This window comes from Nocardia takedensis NBRC 100417, from assembly GCF_000308695.1.
Classification (GTDB): domain Bacteria; phylum Actinomycetota; class Actinomycetes; order Mycobacteriales; family Mycobacteriaceae; genus Nocardia; species Nocardia takedensis.
Window position 1 is genome coordinate 102,625 of the sequence record NZ_BAGG01000061.1, and the last position, 13,589, is coordinate 116,213.

14 protein-coding genes are annotated in these 13,589 nt (G+C 69.1%); 4 read left to right on the forward strand and 10 right to left on the reverse strand.

Translation table 11 applies throughout. From position 1 onward, the window contains the following. Nucleotides 1-1,218 carry a PucR family transcriptional regulator gene (locus ON30_RS12725; protein ID WP_040706872.1) on the reverse strand — a complete coding sequence of 406 codons (1,218 nt, stop codon included), beginning with the start codon at nucleotides 1,216-1,218 and terminating at the stop codon, nucleotides 1-3. 461 nt (nucleotides 1,219-1,679) lie between these two features. Between ON30_RS12725 and ON30_RS12730 the strand changes: the two genes are divergently transcribed. Continuing rightward, nucleotides 1,680-2,156, forward strand: a complete 477-nt coding sequence (locus ON30_RS12730) for an HAD-IIIC family phosphatase (RefSeq protein WP_040706874.1) — start codon at nucleotides 1,680-1,682, stop codon at nucleotides 2,154-2,156. A gap of 57 nt (nucleotides 2,157-2,213) precedes the next feature. Here the strand turns inward: ON30_RS12730 and ON30_RS12735 are convergent, their stop codons facing one another. From ON30_RS12735 to ON30_RS12745, 3 genes are read right to left on the reverse strand one after another with little or no spacing between them, the layout of a single operon-like run. After that, nucleotides 2,214-2,792: a TetR family transcriptional regulator gene (locus tag ON30_RS12735; protein ID WP_040706876.1), complete on the reverse strand. Its 579-nt coding sequence runs from the start codon at nucleotides 2,790-2,792 to the stop codon at nucleotides 2,214-2,216. Between the two features lie 56 nt (nucleotides 2,793-2,848). Then, nucleotides 2,849-3,721, reverse strand: a complete 873-nt coding sequence (locus ON30_RS12740; protein ID WP_040706878.1) for an NAD(P)-dependent oxidoreductase — start codon at nucleotides 3,719-3,721, stop codon at nucleotides 2,849-2,851. Next, on the reverse strand, nucleotides 3,718-4,467 hold the full coding sequence (locus ON30_RS12745) for an SDR family oxidoreductase (RefSeq protein WP_040706880.1): 750 nt from the start codon (nucleotides 4,465-4,467) through the stop codon (nucleotides 3,718-3,720). The genes ON30_RS12740 and ON30_RS12745 overlap by 4 nt, the downstream gene beginning before the upstream one ends. A 238-nt stretch (nucleotides 4,468-4,705) precedes the next feature. Between ON30_RS12745 and ON30_RS12750 the strand changes: the two genes are divergently transcribed. Then, nucleotides 4,706-5,494 carry an SDR family oxidoreductase gene (locus ON30_RS12750; protein WP_040706882.1) on the forward strand — a complete coding sequence of 263 codons (789 nt, stop codon included), beginning with the start codon at nucleotides 4,706-4,708 and terminating at the stop codon, nucleotides 5,492-5,494. 29 nt (nucleotides 5,495-5,523) lie between these two features. Here ON30_RS12750 and ON30_RS12755 read toward each other — a convergent pair whose 3' ends face one another. The 5 genes from ON30_RS12755 to ON30_RS38420 form a co-directional block, all read right to left on the reverse strand. Beyond that, nucleotides 5,524-6,186, reverse strand: coding sequence for a TetR/AcrR family transcriptional regulator (locus ON30_RS12755; RefSeq protein ID WP_051029257.1), 663 nt, complete (start codon nucleotides 6,184-6,186; stop codon nucleotides 5,524-5,526). 179 nt (nucleotides 6,187-6,365) lie between these two features. After that, complete coding sequence (locus tag ON30_RS12760; RefSeq protein ID WP_040706884.1) at nucleotides 6,366-8,090, reverse strand: GMC oxidoreductase; 1,725 nt, start codon at nucleotides 8,088-8,090, stop codon at nucleotides 6,366-6,368. 181 nt (nucleotides 8,091-8,271) lie between these two features. Further along, the gene (locus tag ON30_RS12765; protein WP_157183711.1) at nucleotides 8,272-9,246 is read right to left on the reverse strand and encodes a hypothetical protein; all 975 of its coding nucleotides are present in this window, start codon (nucleotides 9,244-9,246) and stop codon (nucleotides 8,272-8,274) included. Nucleotides 9,247-9,375: 129 nt separating this feature from the next. Then, nucleotides 9,376-9,969 carry a hypothetical protein gene (locus ON30_RS12770; protein WP_040706888.1) on the reverse strand — a complete coding sequence of 198 codons (594 nt, stop codon included), beginning with the start codon at nucleotides 9,967-9,969 and terminating at the stop codon, nucleotides 9,376-9,378. Beyond that, entirely contained in the window at nucleotides 9,903-10,301 is a 399-nt protein-coding gene (locus tag ON30_RS38420; RefSeq protein ID WP_040706890.1) for a hypothetical protein, read from the reverse strand. Before ON30_RS38420 ends, ON30_RS12770 begins: the two co-directional genes overlap by 67 nt. Nucleotides 10,302-10,650: 349 nt before the next feature. Between ON30_RS38420 and ON30_RS12780 the strand changes: the two genes are divergently transcribed. Both ON30_RS12780 and ON30_RS12785 read left to right on the forward strand, forming a co-directional pair. Further along, nucleotides 10,651-11,355: a TetR/AcrR family transcriptional regulator gene (locus ON30_RS12780; protein WP_040706892.1), complete on the forward strand. Its 705-nt coding sequence runs from the start codon at nucleotides 10,651-10,653 to the stop codon at nucleotides 11,353-11,355. Nucleotides 11,356-11,475: 120 nt separating this feature from the next. After that, nucleotides 11,476-12,474, forward strand: coding sequence for an AurF N-oxygenase family protein (locus tag ON30_RS12785; RefSeq protein ID WP_085999322.1), 999 nt, complete (start codon nucleotides 11,476-11,478; stop codon nucleotides 12,472-12,474). A 4-nt stretch (nucleotides 12,475-12,478) separates the two neighbouring features. On the opposite strand, the gene ON30_RS12790 is transcribed toward ON30_RS12785, so the two are convergent. Then, nucleotides 12,479-13,207 (reverse strand): TetR/AcrR family transcriptional regulator, encoded by a 729-nt coding sequence (locus tag ON30_RS12790; protein ID WP_040706894.1) that lies wholly within the window; start codon nucleotides 13,205-13,207, stop codon nucleotides 12,479-12,481. Nucleotides 13,208-13,589 lie beyond the last annotated feature (382 nt).

Below are 13,589 nucleotides of genomic sequence, written 5' to 3' on the forward strand. Positions count from 1 at the left end.
TCAGCTCCGATAGGTGCGGGCGACCAGCGCCGAGCGTAGGTACCACAGCCCCGACGGCTGGGTCGGGTCGAAGCCGGTGAGCTGGCCGATGCGCTTGAGGCGGTAGTCCACGGTGTTGGTGTGCACGTGCAGGACTCGGGCGGTGCGCTGCCGGTTGAGATTGTTGGCGATGTGGCGTTGCAGTGTCTCGAGCAGTTCGGGGTGCGCCTCCAGGGCGTCGAGCAGCGAACCCAGATATTCGCGGCCGGGTCCGGGGCGGGTGAGCTGGTATTCCAGGGCCAGTTCGTCGAACCGGTACAGGCCCGGCACGGCTTCGAGGCGCTGGACCATGTCGAGCAGGTCGTGCGCTTGGTCGGCGGCGTCGGGGATCTGGCTCGGCGTCGCGTCCATCATGGTCGCGGTGATGCCGACCTGTGCGGCCTGGGACAGGTGGGTGACCAGGCCGTCGAGGTCGGCGGCCTCGGGCGCGTCGGCGGGCAGCAGCAGGGTGCCCCCGTCGACGCTGAGCAGCGAGAGCGCCTTGCTGCCGCACTGGGTGGCGAGTTCGGCCTGGACGCGGCGCAGTTTGCGGCGCGCGACGACTTGGCCGTCGACCGCCGGGTTGTGTTCGTCGCGGTGGGCCGGGATCGCCAACGCCACCACCGAGTACACCTCGGCGATGGCGATACCGCATTCGCGCGCCATGGTGGAGGTGCTGTGTCCGCCGAGCAGGGCCGAGGTGAGGGTGTGCACGGCGGTGTGGTGTTCGCCGATGACGGCGCGCAGTTCGCGCACGTAGGCCAGCGAGACGGCGGAGGTGATCTGGTCGAGCATCTCGAGGACGGCCTTCGCGCCGTCGACGAGGTTGTCGTAGTCCTTGATCGAGGCGCCGGAGACGACCAGGTCCAGGCCGATCTTGAAGCCTTCGTGGATCGAGTGGTGGATGGTGTCGATCGGCACCCCTTCGCGAGCCCAGCCCGCCGCGGCGTCCTGGAGGCGCTGCAACTTGGTCGGGATGTCGCGGCCGTCGAGCATGGTCACGGCGAATTCCAGGCAGACCCGGGTGATCGCGGTGACGTCGCCGCTGATCGCGTCGCCGGGTAGAGTGCCGCAGGGCGCCACGTTCGCCACGAAGTGGCCCACCATCTGACGCGAGAGCGTCCGCACGTCCTGTAGTTGCGACGACATCGGCTTCCCCGACAGGGTGAGGCTCGGTCTAGCCGAACTGTCGACGGTCATCGGCCACTCCTTTCCAGCCCCCGACTTTTAGTGTGTAACGCATTCACACTAACTGTCGAGTCGGCGGAACGGACCGAATCGGCGCGTTCTGTGAAATTCCGTGCCGGCTTCCGACGGGCACTTGTGATCGTTCACAGGTCGGGAATTCGCCATTCGCGGTGTGTGCCGATAAGACGCCCGGTATCCAGTTCCGGCGGTACCGGATAGTCGAGAGTATTGCGCGACAACGAAATCGATCGTCGGGCGGTGGGTCGTTGGCGTATTGCCGGCCGATTCGGCGACGGCTTTCTTTTGTGACGCGATAGTAACGGTGCGGTACCGGTAGTATCGCCTCGGCCGGAAATGGCCCCGGGAAGCCGGGGCTTGCCCGGCCCGCGCCGCGTCCTGAATGGTGGGCCAAGGGTCCGCCGAGATGCGCGGCGCGGCGGCAGGCGGTGACGGCGAACGATAGGGGCAGGCGGATGCGACCGGCTCTGAGATGTCTTGTCTGGGAACTGGACAACACCCTGTGGGACGGCGTCGTCTTGGACGCCACCAGTACCGCGCCCAAACCGGAGGCCCTGCGCACCTTGCGCGCGCTGAGCGGTCGCGGGATCTGGCACGCGGTGGCCAGTCGCAGCGACCGCGACAAGACCCTCGACAAGCTCTACCGGCACGGCGTCTACGAGATGTTCTCGGCTCTTGAGATCGGCTGGGGCCCGAAATCCGCGTCCATCCTGCGCATCGCGCGCACGCTCGGGTTGAGCCTGGACGCCATCGCCTTCGTCGACGCCGAACCGGTCGAGCGCGCCGAGGTGGCGCGGGTGCTGCCCCGGGTGCGCTGCTTCGCCGCGCGCAATGTCGACGTCCTGCCGGTCCTGCCGGATTTCGCGACGGTGCCGCGCACCGGCCCCGACCCCACCCCGCCGCTCGGCTTCGCGCGCGTCCCCGCGTTCTGACGGGCTGCCCTGGCAGCACCGAGTCCGCAACGCCCGCAGGGGCGGACGGTGTGCGTCTCAGCGCAGGAGCAGCAGGGCCGACTTCTCGATGCGGTCGGCGATCTCGGAGTAGGAGCCGTAGCCCATGCCCGCGCGCACCAGCGCGCCCGCGTAGAGCAGTTCCAGCGATTCGACGATGTCGGGATCGGGGTCCGGGCTCAGCGCGGTGATGATGCGTTGGCGGATCTCCGCGCCGATCCGCAGGCGCAGGTGTTCGACGTCGGCGTCGCGGCCGAGCAGCGCGCTGGTGACCGCGCCGGACAGTTCCTGTTCGTCGGCGACGAGCAGGGCGATGGCGCGCAGTTCGGCGACCACCCGCACGACCGGGTCCGGGTCGTCGACGACGGGGGAGGGGGAGGCGCTGAGCCGCCGCCAGAAGATCTCGGCGACGAGATGTTCCTTGGAGGAGAAGTAGGTGTAGGCCGTCGCCGTACCCACTCCGGCGGCGGCCGCCACCAGACGAATCGTCATGCCCGCGAAGCCCTCGCGGGCCAGGACCTCCACCGCCGCGCGCGTGAGTTTGTCGACGGTGTCGGCCTGCTTACCGCTCAGGCGGCGGCGCGTGGCCTCGAGGTTGACGGAGTCGGCGTCGGACATGTGTCCGCATCCTACCGGGCGCGGACACGCCCGTCGGACAGGTACCGACCGGGATGTCAGTCCTGGGCGCGCGCGATCGTTCCCGGTCCGACGCCGAGACCGTCACCCAGACCGGTCAGCGCGAGGGCGGCCAGCGGCAGGGCGACGTCGAGGCGTTCGCCGAGACCCAAGGCCAGCGACAGATCCTTCTCGCCCAGATCGCGGACGTGACCGAAGATCGACTGCCAGAAGTCGCCGTCCGCGATGGGCGCGGTGCTCTCGCGCAGCATGATCGCGCCCGCGCCGCCGGTGATCGCGTCGGAGTGGCGCACCACCTTGCCGAGCGCGGTGATGTCCAGACCCGACGCCTCGGCGAGTCGCGACGCCTCGGTGGCCGCGGTGAAGGCGACGAAGTGCAGCAGGTTGCGCGCCAACTTCATCCGCGTCCCCGCACCCACCGGCCCGGCGTGCACGATCAGGTCGGCGAAGGCCGCGAACGGCGCTTCGATGCGCCGGAACGCCGCTTCGGTGCCGCCGACCATGACCGCGAGCCCGCCGCGTTTGGCGCCCTGCGCCCCGCCGCTGACGGGCGCGTCGACGAATTCCACCTCGTGTCCGGCGCACAGCTTCGCCAGTTCTTGGGCGGTGGTGTCGGCGATGGTGGAGTGCACCGCGACGACCGTGCCGGGTTTCGCCGCGCGCAGGATGCCGTCGGGGCCGTCGACCACCGCGCGCACCTGCGCGTCGTCGACCACCGCGATGCTGATGACATCGGAGCGCTCGGCCACCGCGGCGGCCGTGTCGGCCGAATCCGCGCCCGCCTCGGTGTATTTCGCGACGATCTCGGGCCGCATATCGCAGACGGTGAGCCCGCCCGCGCGGCCGACGAGTCGGTCGGCCATCGGCGCGCCCATGTTGCCCAGGCCGATGAAGCCCACGCGGTCGGTCATGACCGGAACACCTGCCCGCCGTCGATGTTGAAGATCTGGCCGGTGACCCAGCTCGCGTCGTCGGAGAGCAGATACAGGCACGCGCCGACCAGATCCTGCGGTGTGCCCATGCGCTTGAGCGGCAGGCGCTGGACCATGTCGGAGACGATCTCGTCGGGTGTGACCGCCTTGGTGGCGTCGGTGTCGATGGGGCCGGGCGCGATGGCGTTGATCCGGATGTTGTTGCCGCCCAACTCGAATGCCAACTGCTGGGTGAGACCGTTGACGCCGACCTTGGCCAGTCCGTAGAAGCTGGAGTAGGTCCAGGCCGCGGTGGAGGACTGGTTGACGATCGAACCGCCCTTCTTGCGCATGTGCGGCCACACCGCGCGGGTGACGTTCAGCGCGCCGTCCATGTTGACGCTCATGAATTTCTTGTAGTAGTCCCACGGTACGGTGAGCAGCAGGTTGAGTTTCATGTCGCCGTAGATGGCGGCGTTGTTGACCACGTGGTCGATGCCGCCGAATTCGGCGACGGTGAATTCGGCCAGCGCGGTCGCGGAGTCCGGGTCGGCGACGTCGACCGAGCCGAATACGGCGTTGCCGCCCGCCGCGACGATCTCGTCGGCGACCGTCTTGCCGCGTTCGGCGTTGAGGTCGGCGACCACGACGTTCGCGCCCTCGGCGGCCAGCGCTCGCGCGTACGCCGCGCCGATGCCCTGGGCGGCGCCGGTGACGATGGCGGATCTTCCCGCGAAACGGGTCATGGGTCGTGCTCCTCTGCGGTGGGTGCGTGGTCGGGATGCGACGTGGTCGGCGAGCTGCCCACGTGAATGGCAACCTGTCTGGACACGTGTACGGAAATATAGGCCCGGACCGTGCCGAGGCGCAAGAACGCGTTTCGGAACCGCCGGTCACCGGCGGGAATCATTGTCGCGACCCGGCGCTGCTGGTACTGTCCAGACACATGTCCAGCATGCTGTCTTTGCGGGGAGGGGTGCGGTAGTGCCCCGCTTCGCCCCCAATCCCGACCGCCGCGTCACCGTCGTCGCGGGCGCGTCCTCCGGCATCGGCGCGGCCACCGCGTCGGCACTGGCCGCACTCGGCCACCCCGTCGCCCTCGGCGCGCGCCGCACCGAGAAATGCGAGGAAGTCGCCGACCGCATTCGCGCGGCGGGCGGGACCGCCTTCGTGCATTTCCTCGACGTCGCCGAGACCGACTCGGTCGACGACTTCGTCACCGCGACCGAGAAAGAACTCGGGCCCGTGGAGATCCTGGTCTCCGGCGCGGGCGATATCGAATTCGGTCTGGTGCACGAGATGACGCCGGACCGATTCCTGGCCCAGGTCGGCGTGCACCTGGCGGGCGCGCACCGGTTGGCCCATCGCGTGCTGCCCGGCATGATCGAGCGACAGCGCGGAGATTTCGTGCTGATCAGTTCCGACTGCGCCGACCATCCGCGCCCGCGCTCGGGCGCCTACAGCGCGGCCAAGGCGGGTCTCGAGGCGATGGCCGAGCAGTTGCGAATGGAGTTGGAGGGCACCGGGGTTCGGGCGTCACTGGTGCGCCCCGGTCCGACGCTGACCGGCATGGGCATGAACTCCACGCCCGAGATCGTCGGCCCGGTGCTCGAGGACTGGAAGAACTGGGGCTTCGCCCGCCACCCGTACATGCTGCGCCCGGACGATCTGGCCGCGGCGGCGGTCGCCGTGGTCGGCGCGCCGCGCGGTGTCCACCTGGTCCTCGTCGAGGTCCAACCGGAAGCGCCGATTCGGCCCCGGGGTGCGGGCTGAGTCCGCGCTCGAACAGGTGAGACGCGCGGTCAGCGGGTGTCGGTGCGTCCGCCGCGCGATGACTTCCCGCGGTGGGTCGCCGCGCGCGGGGCCGGGGGCGAGGCGACGATGCCGCGCGTCATCAGCGGCACGATGGCCGTGCGGACGAACGCGCGCGCGGCCTCGTCGTCGCCGAAATCGACACCGGCCGAGGGCGTGAGCATGAGCGAATGGGCGAACCGTGCGACGATCTCGGCCACCGGTCGCGGGTCGTAGCGGTCGATCGCGCCGCTGTCCTGGGCGGCCTCCAACACGCTGACGATGTAGGAGATGCCCTGGGAGACCAGTTCTTCGCCGCGCACGGTGTAGAACTCGAGCGCCTCGTCGGGTGCGACGGCGAGCATCTGGGTGACCAGCGGGTGGGTGCGGGTCAGGCGCAGCACGTAGAGGACGGTCGCCTCGATCTGCGCTTCGATTCCGGTGGTGGTCGCCACGATCGTGGTGGCCTCGGCCAGTATTCGCTGGATCTCCCGATTCAGGACCGTCTCGATCAGATTGTCCTTACCGGAGAATCGGCGGTAGATCGTGACCCGGTTGATGCCGGATCGGCGGGCGATATCATCGAGACTGCTGCGTCGGATTCCCACTTGCAGAATGCGTTGCAGCGCAGCGTCGAGGATCTTCTCGTCGAGTTCGTCATGCGCTCGCGCCATGAATCGAACATACAGAGACTGTTTCATTGGGTCAAAAAGTCCCGAACAATCTCCGCGCTTCGTTATCGCATCGTTTCCGGCCTTCCGAAAACACCGCGGCGCACTCCCGGTCGTGCGGAGTGCGCCGCGGTGGCGTACGGCGGTCGCCAAACCCGATGCGGGCGCGGCGAACCGGAGGATCAGGCCGTGCTGGCGTCGCTCGCGCGGATCTCCACGATCGGCAGCGACAGCGCGGCGGGGGAGTGCGCGGGCACGACCGGCGCGGCGGGCGCCACCGGCGAGATGCGCTGGTATCCGGCCTCCTGCGGCGGCCGGGTGTCGCGCTCGCCCTTGTTCGGCCAGTACGCGGCCGCCCGCTCGGCCTGCGCGGTGATGGTCAGCGAGGGATTGACGCCCAGGTTCGCCGAAACCGCCGCCCCGTCGACCACGCTGAGCGTCGGATAGCCGAACACCCGGTGGTAGGGGTCGATCACACCGTGCTCGGCGTCCGCGCCGATCGCCGCCCCGCCCAGGAAGTGCGCGGTCAACGGGATGTTGAAGATCTCGCCCCAACTGCCGCCCGCGATGCCGCCGATCCGGTCGGCCACCTTGCGGGTGACCTCGTTGCCCACCGGGATCCAGGTCGGATTCGGTTCGCCGTGACCTTGTCGGCTGGTCAGGCGACGCCCGAACACCCGCCGCTTGGTGTAGGTGGTGATGGAGTTGTCCAAGTTCTGCATCACCAGCGAGATGATGGTGCGCTCGCTCCAATTCCTGGTGCTCAGGAAGCTGACCAGGTTCAGCGGGTGACGCAGCACCAGCAGCAGGAAGCGCAGCCAGCGCGGAATCCGGCCGCCGCCGTCGACCATGAGCGTCTGCAACAGGCCCATCGCGTTGGAGCCCTTGCCGTAGCGCACGGGTTCGATGTGGGTGTCCGGGGTCGGGTGAATCGAGGAGGTGATCGCGACGCCCTTGGTGAAATCGACGCCGGGGGTGACCTTCTTGGTGGCCGCGCCGACGATCGACTCCGAATTGGTGCGGGTCAGCACGCCCAGTCGATCCGACAGTTTCGGCAGCGCGCCCTGATCGCGCATCCGGAACAACAGTTTCTGGGTGCCGAGCGTGCCCGCCGCCAGCACCACGTGGCCCGCGGTGTAGGTGCGCGGCTTCTTGCGCACGACCGACCCCGTGCGCACGGTCGAAACATCCCAGGCGCCGTCCGGCAGCGGCCGCAGACCCGTCGCGGTGGTCATCGGAATCACCTGCGCCCCGGCCTTTTCGGCGAGGTAGAGATAATTCTTGACCAACGTGTTCTTCGCGCCGTACTTGCAGCCCACCATGCAGTCGCCGCATTCCACGCATCCGGTGCGCTCGGGCCCGACGCCGCCGAAGTACGGATCGGGCACCGTCTCGCCCGGTTCACCGAAGAACACCCCGACCGGCGTCTGGACGAAGGTGTCGCCGACGCCCATGTCGTCGGCCACCTTCTTGAAGACCTCGTCGGCCGGGGTCATGTGCGGGTTGCGCACCACACCCAGCATCTTGGTGGCCTGGTCGTAGTACGGGGTGAGCTCCTCGCGCCAATCGGTGATCTCACGCCACTGCGGGTCGCGGAAGAACGGCTCCGGCGGCACATACAGCGTGTTCGCGTAGTTCAACGATCCGCCGCCGACGCCCGCGCCGCCCAGGATCAGCACATCGCGCAACAGGTGGATGCGCTGGATTCCGTAACACCCCAGCGCGGGCGCCCATAGGAACTTGCGCAGATCCCAACTGGTGCGCGGCAATTCGTCGTCGGCGAAGCGCTGCCCGGCCTCCAGGATCCCGACCCGGTACCCCTTCTCCACCAAGCGCAGCGCGGTGACGCTGCCGCCGAACCCGGATCCGACGATCAGCACGTCGAAATCCGTCGTCCGCTGGTCCATGGGCGCTCCTCACGTTCTGTTCTGCGCGTGACCTGGGTAACACTACTCCCCGGTAGCTTAGCCGGACCCGATCGGATAACTGTCACCGGCCGTCACCAACACTAGTCGAGAGCGCTGCTCGCCCGAGGTGGCATCGCTCGCTTCCGTGCGCCCTCACGAAAGCGGTGATCCTTACTCGGTGTCACGCGGTCGCCAACAGATCCACCAGGGCGACCGCCTCGGGCAGCGTCCACGTCGCGGCTTCGTCGGCGAGTAGCCGTTCCCACGACGGCGCTCCGGCCTCGGCGCGGGCCGAGGCGTCGGCGCGGACCTTCACCGCGAGCATGCCGATCCGCAGGAGGACCGGGACGTCGAGATGGCGGGCGGCGACCACGGCCTCACCGGCGGCGGCCGCCGCCGCGGTCTTCGACAGACTGATGGCCCCGGCCGCGGCGTGCGCGGCGAGCAGCATCTCGGTGTGCTTGGCCGCCGCCGCGGTCGTCAGGCGCGCGGTGCCACGTGAGCGGTAGGCCGCGAGATGGGTGTGGGTGCGGACCACGACCTCGGTGGCGAGCATCCCCAGTCCCGGGGTCAACAGTCCGGAGCGAAGATTCAAGCCGTCGCCGGAGTTCGTCCCGGCGTAGGCGTCGTTGGCGAATTCGCGCAGTTCGGGGTTCGGCATCTCGCACAGCAGTGTCCAGCCCGGCAACGGCAGGCTCATCGTCGTGACGAAATCGGCGGCCCAGTGTTTGAGCAGCAGCGCCACCGCGTGGTGCGGGTCGGGCGCTGCCGCGAACGGCAGACCGGAGCGGGTCCGCGTCACCTGTTCGAGCACTCGCTGTCCGTCGTCCCACCAGGAGCCCTCGAAGGTTCCGGTGCGGATCTGGCCGAGGGCGGCGAAGAATCTGCCGATATCGTGGCCGGCGGAGCGGACGCGATGTGCGGGACCGCCGAACCGCGGTCCGGTGTGATCGATGGGCAGGCGGGCGGTTTCGCGCTCCAATCGGCGTAGCAAGTCGGTTTTCTTCAACAGGGACAAGCCGTGGAGCACAGCGGAGTCCACCTGGTTGTCGTAGAGGTTTCCGAGCGCGCCGATGAGCCCCGAGAGTCCGACCACGACCAGATCGCCGCCGTCCCAAGGAAGACGTTGCGCTGCTCGCCAGCTGGGGGACGACACGGTGGTCCGGCTCGTCCGACAGCGCCGACGCGGCGATGGCCTCGATGGCGTCGAGGTCACGGACGAGGAAGTCCAGATTGTCGACGTAGTCGTCATCGATCGGGGAAGTCCGGTCGTCGCCGCCGACGCTCACGCGGCGTCCTCGAGGTCGTCGGCGAGCACGGCGACGCCCTCGGCCAGGGTCTCGACGGTCTTCTTCTCGCCCTCGAGCTCCTCGAGTTCGGCGAGCAGGGCCTGGAGCTCATCGTTCTCGGGACCGGTGACACGTTCCTTGAGCCGGTCGGCGACGCCGCGGAAGCGAACGACGCGATCTTCGGCCGCCGAGCGTTGCTCCCGTTCCGCGTTCACCTCCGCCTGCTTGGTCTCGACCTGTGCGCGCAGATCCTCGATGCGCTCCGCGAGAGTCACGACGGTCTTGCCCAAGCTGGTGACGCGCTCGCGAAGGCTGACGATGACGGCCTTGGCGGCCTCTTCGTTCCCGTCGATGTCGCGGAGTACCAGTTGGGTGACGACATGGAGTCGGATGGCGTCGGCAGCGACTCGTGCCGCCGTGAATCCGGTGGCTTTGCCGGCGAGGGTGATGGCTCCGGCTCCCGCCGCGCCGCTGAACCCGGTGATGAGGGCGGCGCCGCCGGCCATGCCGAGTCCGCCCGCCGCTATGGAGCCGCCGCCCAGCGCGGCCAGGCCCGCGGAAGTCGCGACCGCGCCGGAGTATCCGAGCACCAGTGCGCCGTAGGCGCCCGCGACCGCCTCGCCACGACCGAGGAGATCTCCGGGCCCGCGGATTCGAGCGACTCGAGATTCGGAGACTCGCCGTCGGTGACGATCCGGCGCACCGCGTCCGCGACGGCGGGTGACCAGTCGTCCTGGTCGCGGTGGCCGAGGGTGGCGATCACGTTGTCGCGGAAGGTGTTGCGGATTTCGCGCTTGGCAGCGAGGTGCTTGCCCTTCGACGCGGCGATGTCGCGCTGCATCATTCGGTACTGCCAAGCCGTGAGGACGAAATCCTCATCGGGGGAGAGTTCGAGCTTCTTCTGCACCTGCACCGCGTCCATGCGCGTGACATTAGCCGCAAAAGTGCTAGGGGACAGTGATTCCGGGCGAGCGGACCGCCGCGCAGGCGCACCACGCGGCAGTCGCCCGCGCCTGCGGGCTGTCCCGTGACCCTCGGCGGCGCGATGGCCACGCCGCCTTGCGCGTCGGACCTACGACCCGCCGGACATCCCGGCTTTGCTCGACCCGCCGCTATCCTTCGCTGCCGGTCGCTGCCGGTCGCTGCCGGTCGCTGCCGGTCGCTGCCGGTCGCTGCCGGTCGCTGCTACGCGCTGATGCCCGGTACCCTGCCGTCCGAGATCGGCGCTCTCTGGAGTTGACATTGCTCTCGTTCGCGAGCAGGGTGACGTCATGCCGACGACTCCCCGCGCCCGCGCCCGCGCGCAGACCATGCAGGACATCGTGCGGATCGGGCGGGAGCATCTGGCCAGTGAGGGGGCGGCGGCGTTGTCGCTGCGCGCGGTGGCGCGGGATCTGGGGGTGGTGTCCTCGGCGGTGTACCGGTATGTCAGCAGTCGCGACGAATTGCTGACACTGCTGGTGGTGGACGGGTACACGGCGTTGGGTGATGCGGTGGACGCGGCGCTGGCGGGGGCGTCCGAGGAGCCGGCGGAGCGGTTCCGTGTGCTCGGGCGGGCGGTGCTGGGGTGGGCGCGGGCCGAGCCGTCGCGGTACGGATTGTTGTTCGGCACACCGGTTCCCGGCTATGACGCGCCCGCCGAGCAGACGGTCGTGCCGGGCACGCGGGTGGTGATCGCGATGCAGGAGATCTTCGCGCGCGGCTACGAGCGCGGCCTGCTGACGCCGCCCGCGCGGCCGCTGCGGGTGAGTTCCCCGCTGTCGGCGAATTTCGCGGCGATCGCCGAGCAGTTGGGGTTGACGATGCCGGACTGGCTGGTGGTGCGCGGGGTGACGGCGTGGCCCGCGTTGTTCGGTGCGGTCAGTTTCGACGTGTTCGATCAGTACGGGGCGGAGACGTTCGCCGATCGGGACGAGGTGTTCGAGCTGCAACTCGACGAGATCCTGCGGCTGGTCGGGTTCGGTCTCGAATCCTGAAGCGGTGTGGTGGCTGTCGCCGCCCGGGGTATTGTGTGGGACCGAGAGTCCCATATACTCTGATGTGGTGCGCGTCGCAGCGCACCGCCGACATCTGTCGGCCGGAACGAGGAGGCACCGATGACGCTGTCCGAATCGGCTCGCACCAGCCTGTACGACGACGCCTACCGCGAGACGCTGGCGACCCTGTCCGACGGCTCGGTGCACCGCAGGTTCGACCCATACCTCGACATCGACTGGGACGGTCCGGAATTCGCGATCGACCCGGACGACCCTCGCTGGGTGCTGTCCCCGGAGTACGACCCGCTCGGCGCGACCGCGTGGTACCGGGCCCTGCCGCTGGAGCGCCGGGTGCAGATCGGGCGGTGGCGGGTCACCAATGTCGTCAAGGTGGGCGCGGCCTTCGAGAGCGTGCTGATCCGCGGGATGATGCAGTACATCATGCGCCTGCCCAACGGCGCGCCCGAGTTCCGCTACTGCCTGCACGAGATGACCGAAGAGTGCAACCACATCCAGATGTTCCAGGAACTGGTGAACCGGGTGGGAGTGGACGTGCCCGGTATGCGGCCGCTGTTCCGCGCGCTCTCGCCGTTCATCGGGGTCGCGGGCGGCTACGCGCCGGTCATCCTGTTCATCGGCATCCTCGGCGGTGAGGAACCGATCGACCACTACCAGAAAGCGGTCATTCGCGACGGCGGCAACATTCCGCCCGCGGTGCTGCGCACGATGGAGATCCACATCGCCGAGGAGGCGCGCCACATCTCCTTCGCCCACGAATTCCTGGCCGCGCACCTGCGGTTGATGGGCGGTCCGGGGCGGATGGCGGCGGCGTTGGCCTTCCCGATCGTCATGCGGTGGCTGGCGGGGGAGATCATGACCCCGCCGAAATCCTTCGCCGAACGCTTCGACATCCCCGAGCGGGTCATGCGTGAGGCGTTCTGGGACGGTCCGGTCCAGCGCCGCATCCTCGCCGGCTATTTCGGCGATATGCGCACGCTGGCAGCGGATCTGGGGCTGATGAACCCGATCGCGAAGCGGCTGTGGTCGGCGCTGGGCGTCGACGGCGACCACTCGCGCTACCGCAGCGAACCCGAACGCAGGCTCGGCTCGGTGGCCTGAGCGCTCACCGCCGCGGCGCGGCCAGGCGTTCGATCAGGGTCAGCAGCGGTTGGTCCGGGTCGAGGTCGATGCCGTGTCCGCGGGCCACGCCGTCGAGCACGCTCCAGGCGTAGCCGGCCAGTTCGGCCACCAGGCGGTCGCGGTCCATGCACGGATTCGGGTCGCGCGCCCAGCGGGTGACCGTGGCCTCGACCATGGCCACGATGGAGAAGGTCATCGTGTCGATGACCGGTTCATCGACCACGCCGACCACCCCGGCCAACCCCGTGACCAGCAGTCGGGTCCGCGCGGCGATACCGGTCTGGAGGCTGCGCAGCGCGTCGACCTCGTCGGGGTCGCCCAGGGCGGGCCCGCGCCGCAGGAATTCGTGCCGGCGGGGATGGCGGTCGATCCAGTCGACCACCGCGCCGACCGTACGGTCGAGGATGACGTGGATCGAGCCGTCGGTGACGTCGAGTGCGGCGTCGAGGGTGTCGGTGAACTGTTCGCAGATCGCCGTCCTGGTGTGCCGGTCGAGGTCGTCGCGACCGGAGAACTGGCGGTACACCACGGATTTGGAGAGTCCGGCCCGCTCGGTGAGCCGGGCCATCGGCACGTCGGTGCCGTGCTCGCCCTCCTCGATCAGATCGATCATCGCCCGCACGATCCGCTCACGCCGCTCGTCGTTGTGCGGCTGCCAGCGCCTGCTGCGGCCCTCGAGGGGCCGCGAGGTCGGCGACGGGTGGCTGGGCACCCGGCCGAGTCTAGAACATCCGCGCCCCGGATCGTCGTCTTCGGGCGGGCCGGGGTCGCGGCGGGCACGCGGGTGCGGCGGGTCTCGAATCGGTTGAGCGCGGCCCGAATTCGGTCCGATCGCGACCGTCACCGGCGTCCCGGAACGAAACCGGAGCGCCGCGACGAGGTTCCGTGCGGGGCCGCTACCTGCGAACTCACGCTTTCCGGGCGTTCTGGACGCCTCCGCCGGATCACGCGGCGGCAACGGATTTCGACCCCGCGGAGTACCCCGGCGTGGGCGATGACATACTTCTGATTCCGAGCTGAACGCGAGCGTTCGGCGCTCGCGCGCTATTCTGCTGACAGCATCGCGGAAAATCATCGAAGACAGTGCTGAATAT